The organism is Sphingomonas sp. S6, assembly GCF_043498045.1.
GTDB lineage: Bacteria > Pseudomonadota > Alphaproteobacteria > Sphingomonadales > Sphingomonadaceae > Sphingomonas.
In genome coordinates this window covers 539,643-563,453 of the sequence record NZ_JBIEOE010000001.1, presented here as the reverse complement: position 1 = coordinate 563,453, position 23,811 = coordinate 539,643, and the positions used below count along the sequence as shown (strand labels likewise).

Below are 23,811 nucleotides of genomic sequence, written 5' to 3'. Positions count from 1 at the left end.
GCGCGGCAAAGGCGGATCATGGCCGCGCATCCCCCCACCGATATCGTCCCCGACAGCGAACATCGTGGTCTGGTCGGTCGCCTGCCGCCCCGCGTGCGGGGGCTGGCGCTGCTGGCCCGGCTCGACCGGCCGATCGGCTGGTGGCTGCTGTTCTGGCCAGGTGCGTGGGCGATCGCCCTGGCCGGGGGCGGGATCGCGCGCTGGCCGCTGCTGTTGTGGTTTCTCGCCGGTAGCATTGCGATGCGGGGCGCGGGCTGCGTGTACAACGACATCGTCGATCGCGATCTCGACGCGCAGGTCGCGCGGACGCGGGCGCGGCCGATCCCGAGTGGGTTGGTGTCGGTGCGGCTCGCCTGGGTGTGGCTGGTCGCGCTGTGTCTGGTCGGGATGGTCGTGCTGCTCCAGCTCGACACGCTGGCGACGATCGTCGCGCTGGCGAGCCTGGCGCCGGTGGCGGCCTATCCCTTCATGAAGCGGATCACCTGGTGGCCACAGGCGTGGCTGGGACTCGTGTTTTCCTGGGCGGCGTTGGTCGGCTGGGCGGAGGTGGCGGGTGCGCTGTCTACGCCGCTGTGGCTGCTCTACGCGGGCTGCATCGCCTGGGTGATCGGTTATGACACGATCTACGCACTGCAGGATCGCGAGGACGATGCGCTGATCGGCGTGCGATCGTCCGCGCTGCGGATGGGCGCGCGGGTGCGATCGGGGACGGCCGGCTTCTACGCGCTGGCGTTGCTGTGCTGGGCGGGGGCGATCTGGCTGGTTCGTGTCGATCCGCTTGCGCTGCTCGCGTTGTTGCCGGTTGCGCTGCATCTCGGCTGGCAGGTGGCGACGTTGGTGCCGGACGATGGCGCCAATGCGCTGGCACGCTTTCGCAGCAACCGCTTTGCCGGGTTGCTGATGTTCCTCGCCTGTCTGGTCGTCGGATCGACGGCCTGAGCCGCCGTCGGGCCTAGCATCGCGCCGGCCCCGCCCCTAATTGGGGTCGATGCTGACTCCCGACCAAGCGCGTGATCGCGCCGCCGATATCGTTTCCCGCGCCGTTCGGGCGGGGGCAGATGCCGCGGACGCCGTCTTCGCGGCGGATGCTTCGACCGACGTGGGTGTTCGGCTTGGCGCGCTCGAGGATCTGGGGCGGTCGGAAAGCGAAGAGCTTGGGCTGCGGGTCTTCGTTGGCCACCGCTCGGCGAGCGTCTCGACCTCCGATCCGTCCGCCGAGGCGCTCGGTGCGCTGGTGGAGCGCGCGGTGGCGATGGCGCGCGAGGCGCCGGAGGATCGCTGGGCGGGCCTCGCGCCGCAAGAGCGGTTGATGCACGGGGTACCGCCTCTGCTCGATCTCGACGATGGCGGCGACGTTTCGCCTGCCGATTTGCGCGCCTGGGCCGAGCAGGCCGAGGATGCGGCGCGCAGCGTCGCGGGCGTCAGCAACAGCGAGGGCGGCGGCGCGGCCGCGTCGCGGTCCGTCTGGGGCTTGGCGACCAGCCACGGCTTTGCCGGCGCCTATGCCACGACCACCTACAGCCTGTCCGCAAGCGTGCTGGCAGGGGACGTCGCGAGCGGCATGCAGCGCGATTATGCGCATCACGCGGCGCGCAAGCGGGCGCATCTCGAAACCCCCGAGTCGATCGGCCGGCGCGCCGGGGAGCGCGCCGTCACCCGGATCAACCCCGGTCGGCTCGCCAGTGGTGCGATGCCGGTCGTGCTCGACCCACGCGTCGGCTCGTCGCTGCTCGGCCATCTGACCGGCGCGATCTCCGGCCAGGCGATCGCGCGTCGGACCAGCTTTCTGCTCGACGCGCTGGGGACACGCGTGTTCGCCGACGGCGTCACGATCTGCGACGATCCGCATCGCCCGCATGGGCTGCGGTCGCGCCCCTTCGACGGAGAAGGGCTGCCGGTCTCGCCGACTGCGATCATCGCGGACGGTATGCTGGAGACCTGGTTGCTCGATAGCGCATCGGCACGACAGCTGGGGCTGGAGCCGACCGGTCATGCCGCCCGCGGCGTGGGTGGATCGCCCGGGGTTTCGCCCAGCAACCTGTACATGCAGGCCGGCGTGATCCCGGTCGAGACGCTGGTCGGCGACATCGCCGATGGCGTCTACATCACAGAGCTGATCGGCCAGGGGGTGAACTCCGTCACGGGCGATTACAGCCGGGGGGCGTCCGGCTTCCGCATCGTCGACGGGGCGATCGCCGGGCCGGTCGCCGAATTTACGATCGCGGGCAATCTGAAGGACATGTTCCTCAACCTGACGCCCGCGAGCGACCTCGAATTCCGCTATGGCATCAACGTGCCGACGCTGCGGATCGACGGAATGACGATCGCGAGTGGCTGATCCCGCGTTCGACCTGACGGCGGCCGTCGCCCAGATCGCGCACGAGGCGGGGCAGATGGCGCTTGCCCGCTGGCGCACCGATTTCCGTCGCTGGGAAAAGACGCCGGGCAGTCCGGTGTGCGAGGTCGACCTGGACGTCGATCGTATGTTGCGCGCACGCCTGGAGGGGCTGCTGCCCGACGCCGGTTGGCTGTCGGAAGAGACGGTGGACAATACCGATCGGCTGGCGCGTGAGGCGGTGTGGGTGGTCGACCCGATCGACGGCACCCGCGACTACATCCGCGGACGCGAGGGCTGGGCGGTTTCGGTCGCGCTGGTGCGCAACTGCGAGGTCGTGCTGGGGGTGCTCGATGCCCCGGCCCGTCGGGAACGCTGGACCGCGACGCGCGGGCAGGGGGCATGGCGCAACGGTGTAGCGCTGCACGCCGGTACGCGATCGGCCTTGTCCGGTGCGCGCGTGCCCACCGATGCGCTGCCGAAGATCGACCGCCATCTGACGATCGTCCACAAGCCTAACTCGATCGCGCTGCGCATGGCGATGGTGGCGGCGGACGAGGCCGATCTCGTCGCGACGCTGCGCTGGGGCAACGAATGGGATATTGCGGCCGCGGCGGTGATCGCGGCGGAAGCGGGGGCGGGAGTGAGCGACGCGCTGGGCGGACCGCTTCGCTATAACAAGCCCGATCCGACCGCGTTCGGCGTGATGGTCGCCGCGCCGGGCATTCATGACGAGGCGCTTGCATGGATCAGGCCGCGGGCGGAGACCGCCTCCATTCGCTGACCGCGCCCCATAAGCGCCTTATAAACCATCACTCTTCGGCCATTACGGAACCGGTATCGCCTGCGTAACGTTTTGTTGCCGACGCCGGGCGCTGGGTCCGGCGAAGAGAGGGATGCCAACCATGTTGTGGACGATTGCCGTAATCCTGCTGATCCTGTGGCTGCTGGGCTTCTCGCTCCACATCGCCGGCGGCCTGATCCACATCCTGCTAGTCATCGCGATCATCGTTGGCCTGATCCAGCTCTTCACCGGCCGCCGCGCGTTATAAATCGATTGGGGGCGGCATCGACCGCCCCCGCCTTCGTTAGTGGACGAAGCGCGCGACGACGTCGCGATAGCTGCGGCTGACCTTCACACTGGCGCCCGAATCGAGCACCAGGAAGCATTCGCCGTTGGTGTGCGGCTTAACCTGTTTGACCAGGTCCAGATTGACGATCGTCGAGCGGTGGACACGCTGGAACCGGCGTGGATCGAGCCGCTTCTCCAGATCCTTCATCGTCTCGCGCAGGATCAAGTTCCGGTCGCCGGTGTAGATCACCATGTAATCGCCCGCCGCATCGATCCGCTCGATCGTGTCGACGTCGACGCGGAAGATCTGGCCCTGATCCTTGATGTTGATGAGCTTTTCGTAGCGATTGGCGGACAGGTCGCCCGCGTCGGCGATATCGGCGGCCGCCTCGGGCGCATGCTCGGCGAGCACCTCCTTCAGCTTCTCCACCTCTTCGACGCCGCGCTTTTCGCTAAGCCTTTGCCGCACCCGTTCGATCGTATCGGCCAGCCGCGATTCCTCGACCGGCTTCATCAGATAATCGACCGCCTGCGCCTCGAACGCCCGCAGCGCATGGTCGCTATAGGCGGTGACGAACACGAACAGCGGCGGCTCGACCTCCATCAGGCCCTGCACGACCGAAAAACCGTCGAACCCGGGCATCTGGATGTCGAGGAAGACGAGGTCGGGCTTGTGCGTCTTGATCGCCCGGATCGCCTCGCGCCCATTCGAGCACTTTTCGATGATCTCGATGTCTTCATGCGCCTGGAGCCGGAGCTCCAATCCCTGGATCGCGAGCGGTTCGTCGTCCACCAGGATGGTTCTGATCGTCATGCGGCCTCTCTACTCACATCGTCGAGCTGGAAGGGAATTTCGATCTCCACCGAAAACCCGCCAGCCGGCGCGGTACGCGTCTCGAAACGGTGATCCGGGCCATAGGCCTGGAGCAGCCGCTCCCTAATATTGGGGAGACCCACGCCGGTTGAAAGGCTTGGCATCGCACGACCCTCCTGCAAACCCGGCCCCGTGTCGGATACGCCGATCTGCACGCGATCCCCGGCGAGCCGCGCGCGGATGCAGATTTCGGCGCCCTTCTCCTGCGTGCTGACCGCATATTTGATCGCATTCTCGACCAAGGGCTGCAGCAGCAGCGAGGGCAGGCGGGCGCGTTCGGCGCGCGGATCGACGTCGAATACCGGGCGCAGGCGATCCTCGAACCGCATCTTTTCGATCTCGAGGTACAGCTTCAGCGTCTCGACCTCCTGCAATACGGTGACGTGTGCGGTCGGTTCGTTGGCGAGCGTGTAGCGCAGAAAGGACGACAGCCGGCTGAGCATCGCATTGGCCCGCTCGGTCTGCTTCAGCAGCACTAGGGTCGAAATCGAATTGAGCGTGTTGAACAGGAAGTGCGGGTTGAGCTGATAGCGCAGCATCGCCAGCTGTGCCGACGAGGCCTGGCTTTCCAGATGCTGCATCTGGTCGATCTGATCCTCGACGATCAGGTAGAAGTTGATGCCGAAGTACAGCGCCGACCAGCCGAACAGCGCGGTGAAGGCGACGTAGAAGGCGACGACCATGCGCGGCAGCGTGACGCCCGGCTGTCCGTTCTGGATCAGCGACCAGGTGAAGGCATCGACGAAGGTCGAGAAGATCGTCGCGACCACGAAGGCGAGGATCGTCAGGATCAGCCCGCTGACCCGCGGCAAGCGCCGAAAATAACCGTAGAAGGTCGAGAGCAGCAGCGTGACGCAATAGCCGACGATCGCTTCGACGATCACCGGGATGATCGTGTCGAGCGACAGGTTGGTGAGCGTCGAGGCGCCGCGCAGCAGCAGATAGCCGGTCCAGCCGACTGCCTGCAGCGTCCAGAAGGCGCGGCTCTTGTTCTCGAAGAAGGGGCGCACGTTGAGCGCCGGGCGGGTGGGGGCGGGAAGGGTCGCCATATAGGCGGCGTCTCTACACGCGTGGCGCCGGGCGTGCAAAACAGAAGGGCCGCCGCTGCCCGAAGGAAGCGACGGCCCTGTCCGTCAGACTGTGTCGGTCAGGTCGATCAGAAGGCGGTGTTCACCGACAGGATGAACGCGCGCGGGCTGCCGATCTGCACGAACGGGATCGAGTTGTTGACACTCAGCGTCTGGCCACCGGTGAAGCCGCCGACGTAGAACTTGTTGAAGGCGTTCACGACGTTCAGCTGCAGATACGTCTTGTTGTTGCCGCCGATGCCGACCCAGTCGAGCGCCAGGCGCGCGTCGAAGTCGACCGTCGTGTAACCCGGGGCATAGGCACCATAGGTCTGGTAGATAATGCCGCGGGTGCCGGTGTAGCTCGCCGGGACGTTATCGACGGTCGGGCAGACGTTGTTCACGAGCGCGACGGTGCAGGCGAAGTTACCGAGGTTCTGGTCGTTAAGGTAACGACGGCCGGTCCGCTTCGCCTGGACGCCTAGTTCGAGCGGGCCGAGCGTCGCCTGGACCCGACCACCGAAGGTGTAGACCGGAGCACCCGATTCACGCTTGCCCGCCGTCTGCGCCAGGATGGGAGCGCCCGCGACCGTGCAGTTATTGGTCGTGTTCGCCGCGGTCAGCGTCGTCGGGCAACGGCCGATTTCGACGTTCGTCTTGATTTCCGACTTCAGGTACGAACCGTACGCATAGAACAGCAGTTCGCGGATTGGACGATAGGAGATGCTGCCATCGATGCCGTACTTATCGACGCGACCCAGGTTGCGGTAGATCGTCTGCTGCGTATCGACGTCATACGCGCTTGCCAGACGGTTCTGGAAACGGGTGTACCACGGACCCAGCGACGCGGTGACGCGGCTGGTGGTGTAGCGGATGCCGGCGTCGAAGTTGTCGGTGGTTTCCGGCTGCGGGTTCGCAGGGGTGGTGTTCTGCGGATAGTAGAACGCCTGATACAGGTTGTCCGTACCCGGAACCTGGATGCCCTTCGAGTAATTGCCGAAGATGCTGAACGCGTCGGTAACTTCGTATGTCAGGCCGCCGGCCGGCAGGATGCGGTCGTACTTGTAGACGCGGTTCTGCGGAGCGGCGTAGCCCGAAATGGTCGGAACGGCGGTGGTGCCACCGACGACATAGGGATTCGCTGCCGCATAGGCCGCATTCTGCGACGACGATGCCAAGCAGTCGAGGTTGCCGTTGGCGGCCGTGACGAAGCAATAGTTCGTCAGATCGCGCTTGAACCACTTGCCCGTCACCGACGCTTCGACACGCAACTTGCTGTCGAAGAAGTTGCCGATGTACTGCGCGAAGCCCTGGTTCAGGATCGCCTTCGAGAAGCGATTGCGCTTTTCGACCAAACCGCCGTTGATGGCGAGAATGCCGTTGTTAACCGGGAAGACGTCGAACGGCTTGCCATTCGCCTGCAGGAAGCCGAGTTCACCAGTCTGCTTGTGGCGGCCGTAGTCCAGCGTGTAGCCGACGCGGATGCTTTGCGTGTCTGAGAACTCGTACCGCAGCGAAGCGATCACGCCGTAACGGTTGGTTTCCGTCTGGCTGGGCGCGAGCAGCGTAACCTGATCAAGCGCGTCACCGTCGCCGTTCAGGTCGCGACCGAAGTAATACTGACCGCCGATGAAGCCGTACTGCGGGGTCGTGATGGGCACGCCCGTGGTGCGGGTGTAGGCCGTTTCCCGCGCCGTGACCGTGCCGCCGCCATTCGCCTTCGTGTACTGGTACGACGGGTCAACGAACAGGACGAGACCGTCCGCGAGCGTGAAGCGCGAGTTGATACGGATGTTGGCGGTGTTGGACGGATTATAACGCTCGTCGAAGCTCGTGCCGCAACCGCTGCCGTTGTTAGAAGCGCCCGGCGCATTGACCGTCGCAGGCGTGTCAGCGACACCCGCGCGCCCGATTGCGATCTGGCAGCGGGCGACCGAATAGGGCAGTTCGTCGCGGCTGTTCGGGAAGCGGTTGCTGCTGCCCGTGCCGGCGGTGCGGATCGCGCCGACGTTTAGCACCGGCGGATTGGCCGCCGAGGTGCCGGTGCCCGTCTGGTTGCTGTAGACGTTGGTGTCGTTGCGTAGGGGCGCCGAACCGAAGAAGTTGTTGCGGTTCTGGTTGTAGTGGCCGGAGATCGAAATGAAGTCCTTGCCGCTGCCGATCGGCTGGTAGATCTTGGCGTTATACTGCTGCTTGTTGATGCGGCCGAAATCGTTGAACACGACGTCGTTGGTCGCACTGGAACCCGAGAACCACGCCTTGGTGCCCCAGGGAGTAAAGACGCCGGTGTTGACCAGGCCGAAGACGCGGAAGAAATTGTAGTCGCCGATCGAGCCGACCATACGTGCACCGAACTGGTCGGTGGGGATCAACGTGCGGTAGTTGACTGTCGAGCCCGAGGCCGAAGCGGTGGGCGAGTCGGGATCGGTCGAGCCGAGGTTGACGTTGACCTGCTCGATCAGCTCGGGATCGAGCTGCTGATTGGAATAGATGGCGTAGTTGCCGGTGTCGTTCAGCGGGATACCATCGAACGTCTGGCTGATGCGGCTACCGTCGAACCCGCGGATGGTGAGCGTGCCGCCCGCCGAACCGAACGGATCGTTGTTCTGGAAGCTGACGCCCGGCAGCTGGTTGATGATGTCGTTGATCGTCTGACCAGGGGTCTGGTGCGAGATGAACGTCTGGTTGAGGACCTGCTTGTTCTTCGCGGTCGCGGGAATGTCCACGCCGCCGACGCCGGGTTCACGCGCGCCGGTGACGACGATGTCGCCCGTGCCGACGTTGTCGGCTTCGGTCGAACCGGTCGACTGCGCGAAGGCGGCGCCCGGCAGCATGAGCGCGGCGAAGGCAACGCCGCAAGCGAAAGTCATACGCATCTGATCTTGTCCCCTTTGAGCATGGTGCTCTTGGATTCGCGGCTCGTGTTTTTTGCCGTTGCCGCGGCCCATGTGAGATCAATATTGCGAGTTTGTGACAATCAAAGGGCAGCGATGATGACCCGCGTCGCTTCGTTCCGCTGCGTTGCAAAAAGGCAACGCCCCTGATCCATCATGCGGCCGTTTCGGCAACGATATCAGCCCATTGTGCCTCGGTAATCACCGCCACGCCGAGGTCCGTCGCCTTCTTGAGCTTGGACCCCGCATCGGCCCCTGCCACCACCAAGTCGGTCTTGGCGGACACCGAACCCGACACGCGCGCACCCAAGGCCTCGGCTTGCGCCTTGGCTTCGTCGCGACTCAGCGTTTCGAGCTTGCCGGTGAAGACGACGATCTTGCCGCTGACCTGCGAGGCACGGGTTTCCCATACGACGTCGGCGGGCGTGACCTCGCTGAGCAGGTCGTCGACGACCTCGCGGTTATGCGCCTCGGCAAAGAAGTCGAGCAGCGCGTCGGCGACTTCGGGGCCGATCTGGGGCGTGTCGATCGCCGCGACGATGGCGCGCTGGCGGCGCAGCTCGAACTTCCGGTCGGGCTCGCCCAGGGCGGGAACGGTGTCGGCCCGGACCCGAAGCGCGGCGTCGATCATCGCGCGGAAGCCCGCCATCGACACGAAGCGGCGGGCCAGATCGCGCGCGGTGATCTCGCCGACATGGCGGATGCCCAGCGCGAAGAGGAAGCGGTCGAGCGCTATGTCGCGTCGCGCGTCGATCGCGGCGAGCAGCTTGTCGACCACCAGTTCGGACATGCGCTCGCGCTGGATCAACGCCTCGCGATGCTGGTGCAGACGGAAGATATCGGCGGGCGAGACGATCAGGCCATCGCGGAAGAATTCCTCGACGCGGACAAGGCCGAGACCCGTAATGTCGAAGGCGTGGCGCGAGACGAAATGGATCAGGCGTTCCACGCGCTGCGCCGGGCAGATCAGGCCGCCGGTGCAGCGGATGACGACCTCGCCCTCCTCGCGCGTCGCCAGGCTGCCGCACTTTGGGCAGCGTTTCGGAAAATGAAATGCCCTGAGCGGCTGAGGTAGTGCTTTGCCCCCGGCGGGACGCACGGATGGGCGGCTTGCCAAATGCAATCTATACAACGTTGCCTTCGCCACCCGAACCCGCTTCCTAGAGCGGTGAAGGACGTCGATAATTTGTGGGATTACGTCGCCTGCCCGCTGCACAACGACGCGATCTCCTGGACGTACTCCTAGTCTCTCAATTTCATCTGCATTATGGAGGGTGGCGTTGGTAACAACTACTCCCCCGACAGTTACAGATTTCAGGCGGGCTACGGGCGTGAGCGCGCCTGTTCTGCCCACCTGAATCTCAATCGCTTTAAGCGTGGTCTGGGCGCGCTCGGCCGGGAATTTGTGCGCGATCGCCCAGCGCGGCGTACGTCCGACGATGCCGAGCCGGGCCTGCCAGTCGAGCCGGTCGACCTTGTAGACGACTCCGTCGATGTCGAAGGGCAGGTCGGCGCGCTGCGCCTCGATGGTGCGATAGATGGCCAGCGCGGCACCGGCATCGGGCACGCGGGCAAAGGCGTCGGCGATGGGAAAACCCCAGCGGCGCCACGTCTCGACCATGTCGAACTGGGTCTCGACCGGCACGTCGCTCGCCTCGCCCCAGCCATGGGCCAGGAAGCGCAAGGGACGCCCGGCGGTGATCGCCGGGTTCTTCTGGCGCAACGATCCGGCGGCGGCGTTGCGCGGGTTGGCGAACTGGCGCGCTTCCTTGCCGGTTTCGGCCGCTTCCTGCGCCAGCCGGGCGTTGAGCGCGGCGAAATCGGCCTTGCTCATATAGACCTCGCCGCGCACCTCAAACACGTTCGGCGCGTCGGCGGGCAGGGTCTGGGGGATGTCGGCGATGGTGCGGACATTCTCGGTCACGTCCTCGCCGATCGCGCCGTCACCGCGGGTCAACGCCTGGACCAGCCGCTGGTCGACATAGCGCAGCGAACAGGACAGGCCGTCGATCTTGGGCTCGGCGGTCAGGGTGACCGGCTCGTCCTCGGGCAGCTTGAGATAGCGGCGGACGCGGGCGACGAACTCCTCAACCTCCTCGTCGGTAAAGGCATTGTCCAGGCTGGTCATCGGCCGGGCGTGCGGCACCTTGGCCAGGTGCGCGGCGGGGGCGGCACCGACCTTGCGACTGGGCGAGTCGGCGCGGATCAGGTCGGGGAAGGCCGTCTCGATCGCGGCATTGCGGCGGACCAGCGCGTCATACTCGGCATCCGAGATCTCGGGCGCGTCATGCGTATGGTAAAGGCTGTTGTGGTGCGCGATCTGCGTGGCCAGCGCCTCCAGTTCGGCGGCGGCATCGAGCGGCGTCTGCGGCAGGTCGGTCATGGCTGCCGACTAGGGGAGAGAAAGGCGGTCGGGCAAGCGGGGAGTGGAATACCCGCGATCGACGACGGTAGATCGTTGATCCGTCGAATGAATTTCCGCCACCGATGAACCAACCACGGCCCCCGGCGATTGCGTCTTCATCTATCCGCCATCGAAGGCCGCATTATGACCGATCAGACCAATCGCCGCGATCTGTTCAAGGGCGCCGCTGTGGCGGGCGTCGCCGCCGCTGCGGCGCCGGCCTTCGCGCAAGCCGCGCCCGCACTCAGCGATCCGCAGACCCGCTACACCAGCCAGCCGTTTCCCGAACAGCGCCAGAAATGGCCCGCGCTGCAACGGGATATGAAGCCGGTCCCCGACAGCGGTGAGCGTAGCTATCGCGGGTCGGGACGGCTGGCCGGGCGCAAGGCGCTGGTCACCGGCGGCGATTCCGGCATCGGCCGGGCCGCGGTGATCGCCTTCGCGCGCGAGGGCGCCGATGTCGCGATCAATTACTATCCGACCGAGGAACCCGATGCGCAGGACGTCGCGAAGTTGCTGCGGGCCGAGGGGCGCAAGGTCGTGCTGATCCCCGGCGACCTGACCGACGAAAAGTTCTGCCGCGACCTGATCGCGCGCGCCAACCGCGAGCTGGGTGGCCTCGATATCCTGGTCAACAATGCCGCCTATCAGCAGTCGAAGGCGTCGATCGCGGAGATCAGCACCGAGCAGTTCGACCGGACGATGAAGACCAACGTCTATGCGATGTTCCACCTGTGCAAGGCGGCGATCCCGCTGATGCCGCGGGGTGCGGCGATCATCAACACCGGGTCGGTCAACTCGGTCAATCCCGGTGAAGAGCTGCTGGATTATGCCACGACGAAGGCGGCGATTCTGGTCTTCACCAAGGGGCTGGCGAAACAGCTGGGCCCCAAGGGCATCCGCGTGAACATGGTTGCGCCGGGTCCCGTGTGGACGCCGCTGCAGGTGGCGGGCGGTCAGTTGCCGGGCAAGATGGGTGAGTTCGGGCAGGACACGCCACTGGGCCGCGCGGGGCAGCCCGCGGAGCTCGCAGGGCTGTATGTGGCGCTGGCCGAGGCGGGGAACAGCTTCACGACCGGCAGTGCGTTCGGGGCAAACGGCGGCACCGGCGCGATCTGACGTTGTCCCCTCCCGATGAGGGAGGGGAGGGTCAGGCCGTCTCCAACAGACGGTCGGCCTGTGCGCGGGCTTCATCGGTGACGGTCGCGCCGGACAACATCCGCGCGATCTCTTCGCGTCGTTCCGCCTCGTCCAGCACCCGAACGCCCGTACGGGTGACGGTGCCGTCGTGGCTCTTGGCGATCAGCAGATGCTCGGCGCCGCGTGCTGCCACCTGGGGCGAATGCGTGACCACCAGCAGCTGCGTGTGTTCGGCGAGCCGCGCGAGGCGTTCGCCGATCGCGCTCGCCACCGCACCGCCGACCCCGCGGTCGATCTCGTCGAAGATCATCGTTGCCGCGCCGCCTTCTTCCGCCAGCGCGACCTTCAGGGCCAAGATGAAGCGCGACAGTTCGCCACCGCTGGCGATTTTGGCGAGCGGGGCGAAGGGTGCGCCGGGATTGGTCGCGATCTCGAACTCGACGCGGTCCTTGCCGTGCGCAGACCAACCGTCGGCACCGACCAATACCACCGTGGTGCGGAAGCGCGCCGCATCGAGCTTCAACGGCGCGAGTTCGCCCGCGACCGCTGCGTCGAGCCGTTCGGCCGCAGCACGGCGGCGTTGCGACAGGATATCGGCGGCGGCGTCATAATCGGCGCGGGTAGCGGCGACGGTCGCTTCAAGCAGCGCGATCCCGTCCTCACCGGCCTCCAGCCGCTCGAGCCGGCCGCGCAGGTCCTCGGTCAGCGTAGCGAGATCGTCGGGCTGGACGCGGTGCTTGCGCGCCATACCGCGCAGCTCGAACAGGCGCGCCTCATCCTCTTCCAGCGCCCGTGGGTCGAAGGCGAGGGCACGGCGCGCCTCCACGAGCTGCTCCTCGGCGGCGGCCGCCTCGATCACGGCGCGATCGATCGCCGCCAACGCTTCGCCGAGCGCGGGATGATCCTCGGCGATCCGTTCCAGCACACGCGCCGCCTGGCGCAGCTGGGCAAGGCCGCCGTTCGATCCTTCCAGATAATCGTCGATGGCGGCCAGTTCGTCCGCGATCTTTTCGGCGCGCTGCATGCCGCGCCGCTTGTCGGCGAGCGCTTCCTCCTCGCCCGGTTCGGCGGCCAGCGCGCTGAGTTCCCCCACCGCATGTTCAAGCCATTCGCGATCGCGCGCGGCCGTCTCGATCTCGGCCTGCGCCGCGGCGAGCTTTGCCTGCGCCTCCCGCAAGTTTGCCCAGGCGCGCGCGGTATCGCCCGGATCGACGCGCCCGAACGCATCGAGCAGCGCCCGATGTCCGCGTGGATTGAGTAGGCCGCGATCGTCGTGCTGGCCGTGGATTTCGACCAGCATCGGCGCCATCTCACGCAGCAGCGCGACGCCTGCGGGCTGGTTGTTAACGAGCGCACGGCTGCCGCCATCGGCCTTGACGATGCGGCGGACGAGTAGGGGTTCGCCCGGCTCCACCTCGACGCCATTCTCTTCGAGCAGAACGCCGAGCGCGCCGACGGGCGGATCGAAGGTCGCGGTGACGATGGCCTGTGCCGCACCATGGCGCACCAGCCCCGATTCGCCACGCCCCCCCAGCGCCAGCCCGAGGGCATCGAGCAGGATCGACTTGCCCGCCCCGGTTTCCCCGGTCAGCACGTCGAGCCCGGCCCCGAATTCGAGGTCAAGCGCCTCGATCAGCACCACATCGCGAATGGACAGCGCGGTCAGCATCGCACGCGCTATAGCGCGCCCGCGCGGCGATGTTGATCCTTAAATGTTCTCATCGCCGCCATGACGGCCGGGGCGCCGATCAGTTGGTCGGCGTCTCGGTGGTCGGCACCGGCGCGCCTGCAGTGCCACCGCTCGGAGCGACCGGCGTCGGCGGCGTGGGGGCTTCCGCCTTGGGCTTGGCGGCTTCCACCTCGCCCGGTTCGGCTAGCTTCTTGGTGCCCGGCGTGTTGGGCGGGATGATCGGCTGGCCGGCCGGGATCGGCGCGGTCGGCGTGAAGGGATGCTCCTGCATCAGCTTGTACGCATGCGCGTACCAGTCGCTGCCGGGATAGTTGGTACCGAGCACCGCCGCAGCCTTTTCGGCTTCGCCGCGCAGCCCCAGTTCCAGATAGCATTCGACGAGGCGCATCAGCGCTTCGGGCGTGTGCGTCGTGGTCTGATATTTGTCGATCACGGTGCGGAAGCGCAGCGCCGCGCCCAGCCACTGACCGCGGGTTTCGTAGAACCGCCCGATCTCCATCTCCTTGCCGGCGAGGTGATCGTTGACGAGGTCGATCTTCAGGCGCGCGTCGGAGGCGTAGCGGGTGTTGGGATAGCGGCGGGTGAGTTCGCCCAGAGCGCTCAGCGCCTGGAGTGTGATCTTCTGGTCCCGCGTGACGTCGCGGATCTGTTCGTAATAGCTCAGCGCGATCAGGTAATAGGCGTAGGGCGCGTCGCGGTTGCCGGGGTGGACCGACAGGAATCGCTGCGCCGACTGGATGCTCGCGGTGTAATCGCGGTCCAGATAGTAACTGAAGGCGCTCATCAGCTGCGCGCGGCGCGCCCAGATCGAATAAGGGTGCTGGCGCTCGACCTCGTCGAACAGCAGCGCCGCCTCCTTGTAGCGGCCCTGATCCAGTCGCGTCTTCGCGGTGGAATAGAGCGTGCCCACGTCGCGGGCGACATAGGGCAGGTCGGACTTCGCCTTGTTACGGGCGCAACCGGCGACCGGAAGCGCGAGGACGGCGATCATCGCGGCGGCAAGCGCCTTGGACTGTGGGATACGCATCGGCTAAGGCTCTTAGCGTAAGCGCGTGCCAGCGAACAATCCCCTCCGTCGCACGTTGGCGCGCCTGTTACGGACTCGAAAGGACCCTCATGCCTGCTACGTTGCTCCACACCCACCGCGTCGAAAAGCCGTGGGGCCGGCATGACCTGGGGTTCGGCTTCGAGGATGCGCCCAAGGACGGCGAGCCGATCGGCGAGATCTGGTTCCAGGAGCCGGGGGACAGCACGCCCGATCTGCTGATCAAATATCTGTTCACCGATCACAAATTGTCGGTGCAGGTCCATCCCGACGACGAGCAGGCGCATGCCCGTGGCCTGCCGCGTGGCAAGGACGAATGCTGGACGATCCTGGCTGGACGCCCCGATTCGACGATCGCGCTCGGGCCCAAGCAGCCAATTACCGCGGAGCAACTGCGCGCCGACGCGCAGGACGGCAGCATCGAGGACGATCTCGACTGGGTGCCGGTCAAGGCCGGCGACTTCTATTACGCCCCCAGCGGCACGATCCATGCGATCGGCGGCGGCCTGACGCTGATCGAGGTGCAGCAGAACAGCGAGACGACCTATCGCCTGTACGACTACGGCAGCGATCGGGAATTGCACCTGGACGACGGCGTCGCGGTATCGCACCTGACCCCATACCAGCCGATCGTTTCGCCGGGTGCGGCGGGCGAGGGCCGCGACATCCTAGTCGAAGGGCCGAAGTTCGTGCTCGAACGCTGGACGGGCGGCGATCATCAGGTCGCGCTGAAGGACGGGCAGACCGGCTGGCTGGTGCCGATCCGCGGGTCGGGCGAGGTCGCCGGCGTCGCGTTCAAGGCGGGCGAATGCGTCACCGTCACAGGTAGCGAGACGATCACGAGCAGCACCGACGCCGACCTGCTGTTCGCCTATCCGGGCACGCAGCGCATCTGATTCGCGGGCGGGGGCCGGGTAGGGGAAGCCTTAACCCGGCACCGTTAGGCAAAGCCGCAATGCTGCGCGTCCTGACCCTGTCATCCCTGTATCCAGATGCGAACCGGTCGAATTTCGGCGTGTTCGTCGAACGGCAGACGCAGGGACTGGCGGCCGCGGACGGCGTCACGGTGCGGGTCGTCGCGCCGGTCGGCATCGCGCCATGGCCGGTGTCGCGCTGGCGGCAAGGCGAACGGCTGACTCTGCCGGCGCGTGAGACCTGGCGGGGCGTCGATGTGTACCGGCCGCGCTTTACCGCGATTCCGGGCACCGCCGGTCGCTGGCATGCCCGCATGCTGGCTCGCGCGCTGGTGCCGGTGCTGGATGCGATACGGCACGACTTTCCGTTCGACGTGATCGACGCGTCGTTCTTCTTCCCCGATGGGCCGGCCGCGGTGATGCTCGGAAGGCGCTATGGCGTTCCCGTGTCGATCAAGGCACGCGGCGCGGATATCCATCTGTGGGGGCGATCGGGCCCTACGACCGCGCAGGTGCGGGCGGCGGGGCGCGGAGCGGACGGCCTGCTCGCGGTCAGCGGCGCGATGCGTGACGACATGATCGCGCTCGGCATGCCGGAAGAACGCATCCGCGTGCATCACACGGGCATCGACGCGGACGCCTTCCACCCCGTCGATCGTATCGCTGCCAAGGCCGCGCTGGGCGTCGCCGGACCGCTTGTCCTGTCCTTGGGGGCGCTGATCACGCGCAAGGGCCATGACATCGTGCTGCGGGCGGTGGCGGCGCTGCCCGAGGTCACGCTGATGATCGTCGGCGAGGGGCCGGAGCGGGCGAGCCTTACCGCGCTTGCCGCGTCATTGGGCATCGCCGATCGCGTCCGCATCATGGGCGGCGTGCCGCATCAGGCGCTGCCGGCGGTGATCGCGGCGGCCGACGTCATGGCGCTGGCGTCGAGTTCGGAAGGGCTGGCCAATGCCTGGATCGAGGCGCTCGCCTGCGGCACCCCTGTCGTCATTCCGCCCATCGGCGGGGCGGCGGAGGTGGTGACCTCAGCGGACGGCGGACGGATCGTCGCGCGGACCCCGGAGGCCTTTGCTGTCGCCATTCGGGAGCTGATCGCCGCTCCGCCTGTGCCGGACGCGGTTTCTGCGACGGTGAAGCGCTTCACGTGGGAAGCCAATACCGCGGCGCTGGTCGATCACCTCTCGAGCCTCGTCGCCCGCCGGCGCGAGCGGGATCAGGCGTCCAGCGGGTAGAGCGCTGCGCCGATCACGCGGCCCTCGCCACGCAGCACGCCCCAAGCGCGCGCCGCGGCCCGGCTGTCCATCGCCTCGACGCCGATGCCGGCGTCTTCCAGTGCGCGAACCAGAGCGACCGGCGGCCGCGTCAGCTGCGCGCCAGTGCCGATCAGGATGAACTCCGGCGCCGCGTCGACCAGCGACTGCAACGCCGCCGTGTCGAGCCGGTCGAGCGGGGGCGGCGCCCATACCGACGCCGTCTCCACCGTCATCAGCAGCGCGCGATAGACCCGCTCTTCGTCGACACGGAATCCCGAGCCGACGAAGCCGCGGACGATCGGGCCGCCCGCGGCGGCATCACGGTCCATGCGCATCGCGTCAGCCCTCGCGCGGGCCGACCCGCTCCGCGTTGCTGATGCCGCCCTTTGCCGCGCGGTCGCCGCCATTCGGATCGGCGCGCAGGCCGAGCGTGATCAGCAGCGACGACGACACGTAGATCGACGAATAGGTGCCGACGACGATGCCGAGGATCATCGCCGCGGTGAAACCACGCAGCACGTGACCGCCGAGCAGCAGCATCGCGATCAGCGCGAGCAGGATCGTGACCGAGGTCATGACGGTGCGCGGCAGCGTTTCGTTGACCGACAGGTTGATGATCTCGCGCATGTCCATCTTGCGATAACGGCGCATGTTTTCGCGGATACGGTCGTCGATGACGATCTTGTCGTTGATCGAATAGCCGATGATCGTCAGCACTGCGGCGATGATGTTCAGGTCGAACTCGAACCGCGTCAGGGCGAAGAACCCGACCGTCATCAGCAGATCGTGGACGATGGCGACGATGGTCGACACACCGAACTGCCATTCGAAGCGGACGATCGCGAACAGGCCGATGCCCAGGATCGCGAGCACGACCGCGAGTACGCCGTTGCGAATCAGCTCACCCGACACCTTGCTCGACACGGTCGAGTAGCGGCTGAACGTCGCGCCCGGGAACGCCTGGCCCAGCGCCGCCTCGACCTTCTTGACCACAGCGTTGGTCGCGCCTTCGTCCGCGCCTTCCTGCACCGGCAGGCGGATGGTCAGCGTCTTGGGATCGCCGACCTGCTGGAGCGCGGCTTCACCGACGCCCAGACCGTCGATGACCTGGCGGACCTTGGTCTGGTCGGGCTGCGTCGGAAACTTCTCTTCGATCATCAGGCCGCCGACGAAGTCGACGCCGAAGTTGAGGCCCTTCACCACCGTCAGCCCGACCGCGAGCAGGCTGAGCGCGAGCGTCAGCCCGAACGCCCAGCCGCGCAGGCGGACGAAGTCGATGTTGGTGTTGTCGGGAACGATTTTCAGGAGGCGCATGAGGTGTCCTTTCGCCTCAAATGTTGATCGTCTTGGGCTTCTCGCGCCGAATCCACTGCGCGACGAGCATGCGTGTGAACGTGACGGCGGTGAAGACCGACGTGCAGATGCCGATGAGCAGCACGACCGCGAAGCCCTTCACGGGACCCGAGCCGAGCACAAACATAATGATGCCCGAAATGGCGTGCGTCATGTTCGCTTCGAAGATGGTGCGGCTGGCCTCCTTATAGCCCAGCTCCACCGCCTGCACGACGGTGCGGCCTCGACGGCGTTCCTCGCGGATACGCTCGTTGATCAGCACGTTCGCGTCCACCGCGGTACCGATGGTCAACACGAAGCCCGCGATGCCGGGCAGCGTCAGCGTGCCGCTGAGCAGCGCCAACACGCCGAGAATGACGAACACGTTGATGACGACGGCGAGGTTCGCATAGGCGCCGAAGCGGCCATAGGTCAGGAACATGAACGCCATGACCAGCACCACCGCGACCGAACAGGCGAGGATGCCGGCGCGGATCGAATCGGCGCCGAGTTCGGGACCGACGGTCGATTCCTCGATCACCTTCAGGTTGATCGACAGCTTGCCCGACCGCAGCGCGATCGCAAGCTGGTTGGCGCTTTCAACGGTAAAGCCGCCGTTGATGACTGCCGAACCGCCGAGGATCGGTTCGTTGATGTTGGCGACCGAGACGACCTGATTGTCGACGACGACCGCGAAGGGCTTGCCGACGTTCGCTTGGGTGACGCGGGCGAAGCGATTGCCGCCGACGCCGTTGAACGTGATCTGCACGTTGGGGGCGTTGGTCTGCTGGTCGAAGCCCTGGCGGGCGTCGGCCACCATGTCGCCGGTGATGACCGCCTGGCGCTTCACCACGGCAAAGCGCGATCCGTCACGGCTGTTGGGATAGGCGAGGACCTGGCTGCCGATCGGCGCGATGCCCTTGGCCGCATCCACGGGGTTGGCGGTGGTATCGACCAGCTTGAATTCCAGTCGCGCCGTCTTGCCGAGCAGGTCCTTCAGCTGCTGCGGGTTCTGAAGACCCGGCACCTGGACGAGGATGCGATTGTCGCCTTGGCGCACGATCGTCGGTTCGCGCGTGCCGAGCGCGTCGATACGGCGACGCACGACGTCGGTGGCGTCTTCCATCGCGATCTTGATCGCCTGGTTGAGGCCCGCCTGCGTCGGGGTCAGCACGAAGCGGCTGCCGTCGACGACCTGGATGTCCCATTCGCGCTGGCCGGTCATGCCCGCGCCACCACCGGTGATGCCGAGCAGCCGTTCGCGTGCCGCATCGACCTGCGTCGGGTCGCGCAGCATGAAGCTGATCTGGTTGTTCCGCGTGGAAATGTCGCCGATGTCGATCCGGGGCGTGCCGTTGCGCATCGTGCCCTGGATCTGATCGCGCATCGCCTCGATCCGCGTGTTGGCGAGATCCTGCGTATCGGCTTCCAGCATCAGATAGCTGCCGCCGGCGAGGTCCAGCCCCTTGTTGACGCGGGGGTGGAACGGCCAGTTCGCCGTCGTCGATTCGGGCAGGAACGTCGGGATGGCGAGCGCACACAATAGCGCGAGCACCGTCCAGATCGTGACCACCTTCCAGCGCGGAAAGTCCAGCATCAGTCGTTCGCCGGCTTCGAATTGGGGCTGGTGACTTCGGCGAGCGTCGCCTTGACGACGCGGATGCGCGTGTTGGCGGCGATCTCGACCTCGACGAAGGCGTCCTCCACCTTGGTCACGCGGCCGACGATGCCGCCGGCGGTCACGACGCTGTCGTTCTTCTTCACGCCCGCGATCGCCGCCTGCAACGCCTTCATACGGCTCTGCTGCGGGCGAATCATCAGGAAGTAGAAGACGACGAAGATGAGAAGCAGCGGTGCGAAGCTGATCAGCGAGGCAAGGCCGCCGGATTCAGCGGCGCCACCCGCGGTCTGGGCATAGGCTGGGGAGATGAACATCTGATCCGTGCATGGCTGATCGGCGGAGGAAATCCCCCGCACTGGAAGCGCCGCGCGCTAGCATCGCACGCGCCGTCGCGCAATGTTGCGCCGCTGCAACGGCACCGGCCGACGCAATTGGACCGGGCAAGCGCGATCAGCGCTTGCATCGCCGGTCCGCCCCGCCTAAAGGCCCGCGCTCTGGGATCGGCAGCGAACGCCGCACGGTCCCTCGGTCGGGGCGTAGCGCAGCCTGGTAGCGCATCACACTGGGGGTGTGGGGGTCGCAGGTTCGAATCCTGTCGCCCCGACCATTTCATCTCGCGAATACATCAGCCTAAACGCGACGCCCTACGGCGTTTCGCGTGACGAGTCGTATCGTGCCGTCGCGGCGGGTCAGCGGTGGTGTGCTTGGCGGGCAATTGACGGCCGCGTCGATGCGTCGATCGCGGAGAGGATGGCGGTATGGATCGCGATCCGGGCCTCGGCGATCTGTTTGTTGGTCCGGGTGGGATTCACGCGATTGGTCAGCAGGATGACGAACGCGTCGCGCGATCGGTCGATATAGATCGACGTTCCCGTAAAACCGGTGTGGATCAGCGCATCGGGGGAGGCGAGGGGCCCCGCGAAGCTGCCCGCAGGATCGGGCATGTCCCATCCCAGCGCGCGTGAGCTTCCCGGCGGAAAGGCCTGCCGGGTCGTGAACGCGGCGAGGCTGCCAGGCTTCAGGAATTGGCGTCCGTTGTGACGGCCATGGTCGAGATAGAGCTGCGCCAATCGCGCGAGGTCTCTTGCGGTGGAAAACAGCCCCGCATGACCGGCGACACCACCCAGGACGAACGCATTTTCGTCATGCACCTCGCCCCGCACCAGGCGATGACGGAATAGGTCGTCCTGTTCGGTGGGCGGTATCCGGCGGATCCGGCTGGCTGACGGATTGAAGCCGGTGTCTCTCATGCCCAGCGGCGCGAACACGGCATCATGCAGGAAGCGGTCGAGCGGCTGACCGGAGAGACGCTCGATGATCTCGCCCATCAGGATCATATTCTCGTCGCGATACTGATAATGGGTGCCCGGCGCCCAGGCCATCGGCATCCGGTCGATCAGCGCGAGCAGCTCCTGCCGGTTGTGGCTGTGTTGCCATAACAGCTCGGACGTGAAGAGGCCCGAACTGTGGCTGAGCAGGTGACGTACGGTGATCTGCTCATGACCCGGCGTGCCGGCGAAGGATGGCAGATACGCGACGACGGGACGGTCGAGGTCGAGCAGGCCGCGGTCGTAGAGGATTTCCGCGGCAGTCGTGGTGCCGACCACCTTGGTGAGGGACGCGAGGTCGAAGATCGCATCGCGCGGCATGGGCGACGCGTCAGGTGCCGAGGAGATGTGCCCGAAGGCCTTCAACGCGACCAGCCGCCCGTGCACGCCAACCGCGACCACCGCGCCGGGGAACGCCTTGCCGACCCAGGATTGCACCTCCCCAAATGCGGCATCGAGGTGCGGCGCGCGCTCGGCCGCGACTGCTGGGGTCGGCGTTAGGCCCATGGTTACGGCGCTCAGAGCGGACATGAGGGCCGCTGCCTTGAGGAGGCCTTTCATGATCGAAGCTCCGTGATCTGGCGGATGGACGCATCGACGGCTTGCCGGCTGAAGGCGAGGCGGCGCGGTTCGCCCGCGACCCATGCGGCATAGCTGTCGCGATAATGCGGCGAGCGTGGGTCGATCGACTGGCCGGGCAGCGCGCAGACGAGCGATTCGTCCCAGTCGCCGACGTCACAGACGATCAGGAAATTGGCTCCGTGGCTCACGGTGTAATCGCGCGCCGCGACATAGCCGCGGGCCATTACCGTAAAGGCATCGCCGCCCGATCGTCCGCCCTCGATCGCTGGGCTGACGGCCGCGACCTGCGGTAGGGCGGAAAGCGGGTGGCGCAGGACGACGCGGTGCGCGTCTCCCCAGCGCCAGCCATCAGGATCGGGACCAAAAGCGGCTATGGCGGCGTCCCATCCCGCGGCCAGCGCCGTCGCCAGCAGCGTATCCCGCGCGGCTGCGGGCTCGGGACCGAAGCGGGCATCGGGATGGGACAACATCGCCAGCATCGGCCGGGGATCGACGGATGTGACGAGGTCGCGCGCCGCGTCCGGCACGATGGCCGCGAGAAAGGCCTGGCCCAGCGCGATCCAGACCATCTCGAACAGGGCCGCCGCCGCGCTGTCGACGCTCAACCGGCAGTCCCAGTCTCGGAGGATCGCGGCGGCGGTGGCCGCACTCCCATCCAGGCGGTCGGGCAATAGCGCCACCAGCGCACGTGCCGGTAGCGACAGATCGTCATGTTGCAGCACGACGCTGTCGGCAAGACTATGCTGGCCCGGTTGCCCGAGCGCTTCGACGATCCGATCGTAGCGATAAGGCGCGTTCCAGATGAAGCTGCTGACCCGTTTGTCGGGGCTCCAATCGGCGGGCAGATTGAGCTGATTGGCCGATGCGAACCAGCCGTCGGGCGGGTTCAGCAATGCCGGCATGTCCTCCGCCGCGACGAGGCCTTGCCAGTCGTACCGTCCGTCGCCTGGAACCGGCATCAGCCCGTCGTGATGCGGGCGTACCGGCACATGGCCCAGCATCCGCCAGCCGGTGTTCCCGTCGCGATCGGCATAATGCAAATTGGTGGGAGCGACATGCAGGCGCGCAGCCTGTGCCAGCTCGTCCCAGTTCCGCGCGAGGTTCAGCGCGATGATCGCAAAGGTCATGTTCGCGCCCGGTTGCAGCGACACCGACGCCATCGCCGTTGCGCGTCGGCGCGATGGGTCGTGCGACAGAACCGGGCCGTGTACGCACTGGCGGATCGTGACGGTCACGTCCGCCGCGTCCTTCACCCCGATCGTCTCGGTCAGCGTCTCGAACCGCTTCCAGGCGCCATCGTGGCGATAGGTCTCTGGATCGTCCGGGTGCAGGTCCAGGACGAACAGGTCTTCCTGATCGATATGCGAGTTGGTCCGCCCGAACGCATAATGATCGGTATGGCCCTGCATGATGCCGGGCATGCCCGGGCTGCCGGCGCCGATCACGTCGAAGTCCGGGGCGGTCAGGTGTGCGATGTGGCGCGGCGAAAAGCCGCCGATGCCGAGATGGGGATCGTTGGCCAGGATCGGGCGACCGGTTGCGGAGCGGTCCGCGGCGATCGTCCACGCATTGCTGCCATGGGCGTCGCGGTCGAGCCGATCGTGGACGGCATCGTAGCGTGCCTGCACCGCCGTGTCCCACGGCAACGGCCCATCGGTCAGCGCGAGAACGCCAAGGTCGGTGTCGGCCACCGCCGCCACGTCGAGCCCGTCCGGCACCACGGGCTGCCAATCCCAGGCGAGCGGCGTCATCAGGCAGTCGAGGTCGAGCAACCCGCGCGCCGCAAGCCGCGCGCGGCGCACCTCGTCGTCGGGCCGGCCCATGTCGCCGTTGCGGATGCGCACTAGGTCGGCGATATCCCAGCGGAGCGGCGTCAGACCCAGCGCATCATATTCGGGCGGGAGCAGCGCAGGGTCTGCCTCCAGTTCTGCAATCCGCGCATTGATTCCATCGACATAGGCGCGCGCGCACGCCACCACATCCGGCGGCAGAGTGTCGAGCTCCGCCGCGACATCGCCGCGGTACAGGAGCAGGCGGGCGGCGTGGTCATAGGGCACGAACCGCGGCCCGAAGCTTTCCGCCAGCCGCCCGAGGTCGCGGCGCAGCTGCAGGTCGATCTGGAACAGTCGATCGCGCGCGACGACATAGCCCTGGCCGAAATAGGCGTCGGGGATCGAGCCAGCCCGGATATGGGGCACGCCCCATATGTCGTCCGCGATCGTCACCGGACCGCGTGCCGCCGTACCGTTCATTCCGG

19 protein-coding genes and 1 tRNA gene are annotated in these 23,811 nt (G+C 66.6%); 8 read left to right on the top strand and 12 right to left on the bottom strand.

Translation table 11 applies throughout. The features are described 5' to 3' along the window. Positions 1 to 18: 18 nt before the first annotated feature. The 4 genes from ubiA (at position 19) to ACGVWT_RS02520 (ending at position 3,387) form a co-directional block, all read left to right on the top strand. Complete coding sequence (gene ubiA, locus ACGVWT_RS02535) at positions 19 to 939, top strand: 4-hydroxybenzoate octaprenyltransferase (protein ID WP_315461189.1); 921 nt, start codon at positions 19 to 21, stop codon at positions 937 to 939. Between the two features lie 49 nt (positions 940 to 988). Continuing rightward, positions 989 to 2,338 carry a TldD/PmbA family protein gene (locus tag ACGVWT_RS02530; protein WP_315461190.1) on the top strand — a complete coding sequence of 450 codons (1,350 nt, stop codon included), beginning with the start codon at positions 989 to 991 and terminating at the stop codon, positions 2,336 to 2,338. After that, positions 2,331 to 3,119: a 3'(2'),5'-bisphosphate nucleotidase CysQ gene (locus ACGVWT_RS02525; protein WP_315461191.1), complete on the top strand. Its 789-nt coding sequence runs from the start codon at positions 2,331 to 2,333 to the stop codon at positions 3,117 to 3,119. The genes ACGVWT_RS02530 and ACGVWT_RS02525 overlap by 8 nt, the downstream gene beginning before the upstream one ends. A gap of 121 nt (positions 3,120 to 3,240) precedes the next feature. Beyond that, positions 3,241 to 3,387 (top strand): lmo0937 family membrane protein, encoded by a 147-nt coding sequence (locus tag ACGVWT_RS02520; RefSeq protein ID WP_017978775.1) that lies wholly within the window; start codon positions 3,241 to 3,243, stop codon positions 3,385 to 3,387. 36 nt (positions 3,388 to 3,423) lie between these two features. On the opposite strand, the gene ACGVWT_RS02515 is transcribed toward ACGVWT_RS02520, so the two are convergent. The 4 genes from ACGVWT_RS02515 to ligA all read right to left on the bottom strand — a co-directional run bounded on the left by ACGVWT_RS02515 (position 3,424) and on the right by ligA (position 10,625). Then, positions 3,424 to 4,221, bottom strand: coding sequence for a LytTR family DNA-binding domain-containing protein (locus ACGVWT_RS02515; protein WP_017978776.1), 798 nt, complete (start codon positions 4,219 to 4,221; stop codon positions 3,424 to 3,426). Further along, positions 4,218 to 5,330, bottom strand: coding sequence for a sensor histidine kinase (locus tag ACGVWT_RS02510; protein WP_315461192.1), 1,113 nt, complete (start codon positions 5,328 to 5,330; stop codon positions 4,218 to 4,220). Before ACGVWT_RS02510 ends, ACGVWT_RS02515 begins: the two co-directional genes overlap by 4 nt. A 107-nt stretch (positions 5,331 to 5,437) precedes the next feature. After that, positions 5,438 to 8,218 carry a TonB-dependent receptor gene (locus tag ACGVWT_RS02505; protein ID WP_315461393.1) on the bottom strand — a complete coding sequence of 927 codons (2,781 nt, stop codon included), beginning with the start codon at positions 8,216 to 8,218 and terminating at the stop codon, positions 5,438 to 5,440. Positions 8,219 to 8,396: 178 nt separating this feature from the next. Beyond that, complete coding sequence (gene ligA / locus ACGVWT_RS02500) at positions 8,397 to 10,625, bottom strand: NAD-dependent DNA ligase LigA (RefSeq protein ID WP_315461193.1); 2,229 nt, start codon at positions 10,623 to 10,625, stop codon at positions 8,397 to 8,399. Between the two features lie 165 nt (positions 10,626 to 10,790). Between ligA and ACGVWT_RS02495 the strand changes: the two genes are divergently transcribed. Continuing rightward, the gene (locus tag ACGVWT_RS02495) at positions 10,791 to 11,765 is read left to right on the top strand and encodes an SDR family oxidoreductase (RefSeq protein ID WP_315461194.1); all 975 of its coding nucleotides are present in this window, start codon (positions 10,791 to 10,793) and stop codon (positions 11,763 to 11,765) included. 31 nt (positions 11,766 to 11,796) lie between these two features. Here ACGVWT_RS02495 and recN read toward each other — a convergent pair whose 3' ends face one another. Together recN and ACGVWT_RS02485 are read right to left on the bottom strand one after the other, a co-directional pair. Next, entirely contained in the window at positions 11,797 to 13,455 is a 1,659-nt protein-coding gene (gene recN, locus ACGVWT_RS02490; RefSeq protein ID WP_315461195.1) for a DNA repair protein RecN, read from the bottom strand. Positions 13,456 to 13,534: 79 nt separating this feature from the next. Beyond that, positions 13,535 to 14,503 (bottom strand): outer membrane protein assembly factor BamD, encoded by a 969-nt coding sequence (locus tag ACGVWT_RS02485; RefSeq protein WP_315461196.1) that lies wholly within the window; start codon positions 14,501 to 14,503, stop codon positions 13,535 to 13,537. An 89-nt stretch (positions 14,504 to 14,592) separates the two neighbouring features. Between ACGVWT_RS02485 and ACGVWT_RS02480 the strand changes: the two genes are divergently transcribed. Further along, the gene (locus tag ACGVWT_RS02480; protein ID WP_315461197.1) at positions 14,593 to 15,417 is read left to right on the top strand and encodes a phosphoheptose isomerase; all 825 of its coding nucleotides are present in this window, start codon (positions 14,593 to 14,595) and stop codon (positions 15,415 to 15,417) included. A 59-nt stretch (positions 15,418 to 15,476) separates the two neighbouring features. Continuing rightward, complete coding sequence (locus ACGVWT_RS02475; protein WP_315461198.1) at positions 15,477 to 16,670, top strand: glycosyltransferase; 1,194 nt, start codon at positions 15,477 to 15,479, stop codon at positions 16,668 to 16,670. Here ACGVWT_RS02475 and ACGVWT_RS02470 read toward each other — a convergent pair. Genes ACGVWT_RS02470 through yajC form a run of 4 tightly spaced genes read right to left on the bottom strand, consistent with a single transcriptional unit; the run spans position 16,652 to position 19,958 of the window. After that, complete coding sequence (locus ACGVWT_RS02470) at positions 16,652 to 17,020, bottom strand: MTH938/NDUFAF3 family protein (RefSeq protein WP_315461394.1); 369 nt, start codon at positions 17,018 to 17,020, stop codon at positions 16,652 to 16,654. The two genes, ACGVWT_RS02475 and ACGVWT_RS02470, sit on opposite strands and share 19 nt — an antisense overlap. A gap of 10 nt (positions 17,021 to 17,030) precedes the next feature. After that, positions 17,031 to 18,005 carry a protein translocase subunit SecF gene (secF, locus tag ACGVWT_RS02465; RefSeq protein WP_315461199.1) on the bottom strand — a complete coding sequence of 325 codons (975 nt, stop codon included), beginning with the start codon at positions 18,003 to 18,005 and terminating at the stop codon, positions 17,031 to 17,033. Positions 18,006 to 18,021: 16 nt separating this feature from the next. Then, positions 18,022 to 19,620 (bottom strand): protein translocase subunit SecD, encoded by a 1,599-nt coding sequence (gene secD, locus ACGVWT_RS02460; RefSeq protein ID WP_116461146.1) that lies wholly within the window; start codon positions 19,618 to 19,620, stop codon positions 18,022 to 18,024. Further along, the gene (gene yajC, locus ACGVWT_RS02455) at positions 19,620 to 19,958 is read right to left on the bottom strand and encodes a preprotein translocase subunit YajC (RefSeq protein WP_116461430.1); all 339 of its coding nucleotides are present in this window, start codon (positions 19,956 to 19,958) and stop codon (positions 19,620 to 19,622) included. The genes secD and yajC overlap by 1 nt, the downstream gene beginning before the upstream one ends. A gap of 216 nt (positions 19,959 to 20,174) precedes the next feature. Between yajC and ACGVWT_RS02450 the strand changes: the two genes are divergently transcribed. Next, a tRNA-Pro gene (locus ACGVWT_RS02450) sits at positions 20,175 to 20,251 on the top strand. An 82-nt stretch (positions 20,252 to 20,333) separates the two neighbouring features. Here ACGVWT_RS02450 and ACGVWT_RS02445 read toward each other — a convergent pair. Both ACGVWT_RS02445 and ACGVWT_RS02440 read right to left on the bottom strand, forming a co-directional pair. Then, positions 20,334 to 21,503 carry a serine hydrolase gene (locus ACGVWT_RS02445; RefSeq protein WP_315471959.1) on the bottom strand — a complete coding sequence of 390 codons (1,170 nt, stop codon included), beginning with the start codon at positions 21,501 to 21,503 and terminating at the stop codon, positions 20,334 to 20,336. 26 nt (positions 21,504 to 21,529) lie between these two features. Next, positions 21,530 to 23,806, bottom strand: a complete 2,277-nt coding sequence (locus ACGVWT_RS02440; protein WP_315461201.1) for a penicillin acylase family protein — start codon at positions 23,804 to 23,806, stop codon at positions 21,530 to 21,532. Between the last annotated feature and the right edge of the window lie 5 nt (positions 23,807 to 23,811).

Bases quoted from the DNA above. Each gene is read 5' to 3' on its own strand.
- ACGVWT_RS02475 (WP_315461198.1), top strand. From the start codon at position 15,477: ATGCTGCGCGTCCTGACCCTGTCATCCCTGTATCCAGATGCGAACCGG.
- ACGVWT_RS02470 (WP_315461394.1), bottom strand. From the start codon at position 17,020: ATGGACCGTGATGCCGCCGCGGGCGGCCCGATCGTCCGCGGCTTCGTC.
- yajC (WP_116461430.1), bottom strand. From the start codon at position 19,958: ATGTTCATCTCCCCAGCCTATGCCCAGACCGCGGGTGGCGCCGCTGAA.
- ACGVWT_RS02480 (WP_315461197.1), top strand. From the start codon at position 14,593: ATGCCTGCTACGTTGCTCCACACCCACCGCGTCGAAAAGCCGTGGGGC.
- secD (WP_116461146.1), bottom strand. From the start codon at position 19,620: ATGCTGGACTTTCCGCGCTGGAAGGTGGTCACGATCTGGACGGTGCTC.
- ubiA (WP_315461189.1), top strand. From the start codon at position 19: ATGGCCGCGCATCCCCCCACCGATATCGTCCCCGACAGCGAACATCGT.
- ACGVWT_RS02445 (WP_315471959.1), bottom strand. From the start codon at position 21,503: ATGTCCGCTCTGAGCGCCGTAACCATGGGCCTAACGCCGACCCCAGCA.
- secF (WP_315461199.1), bottom strand. From the start codon at position 18,005: ATGCGCCTCCTGAAAATCGTTCCCGACAACACCAACATCGACTTCGTC.
- ACGVWT_RS02495 (WP_315461194.1), top strand. From the start codon at position 10,791: ATGACCGATCAGACCAATCGCCGCGATCTGTTCAAGGGCGCCGCTGTG.
- ACGVWT_RS02485 (WP_315461196.1), bottom strand. From the start codon at position 14,503: ATGCGTATCCCACAGTCCAAGGCGCTTGCCGCCGCGATGATCGCCGTC.
- recN (WP_315461195.1), bottom strand. From the start codon at position 13,455: ATGCTGACCGCGCTGTCCATTCGCGATGTGGTGCTGATCGAGGCGCTT.
- ACGVWT_RS02510 (WP_315461192.1), bottom strand. From the start codon at position 5,330: ATGGCGACCCTTCCCGCCCCCACCCGCCCGGCGCTCAACGTGCGCCCC.
- ACGVWT_RS02515 (WP_017978776.1), bottom strand. From the start codon at position 4,221: ATGACGATCAGAACCATCCTGGTGGACGACGAACCGCTCGCGATCCAG.
- ligA (WP_315461193.1), bottom strand. From the start codon at position 10,625: ATGACCGACCTGCCGCAGACGCCGCTCGATGCCGCCGCCGAACTGGAG.
- ACGVWT_RS02520 (WP_017978775.1), top strand. From the start codon at position 3,241: ATGTTGTGGACGATTGCCGTAATCCTGCTGATCCTGTGGCTGCTGGGC.
- ACGVWT_RS02440 (WP_315461201.1), bottom strand. From the start codon at position 23,806: ATGAACGGTACGGCGGCACGCGGTCCGGTGACGATCGCGGACGACATA.
- ACGVWT_RS02530 (WP_315461190.1), top strand. From the start codon at position 989: ATGCTGACTCCCGACCAAGCGCGTGATCGCGCCGCCGATATCGTTTCC.
- ACGVWT_RS02505 (WP_315461393.1), bottom strand. From the start codon at position 8,218: ATGACTTTCGCTTGCGGCGTTGCCTTCGCCGCGCTCATGCTGCCGGGC.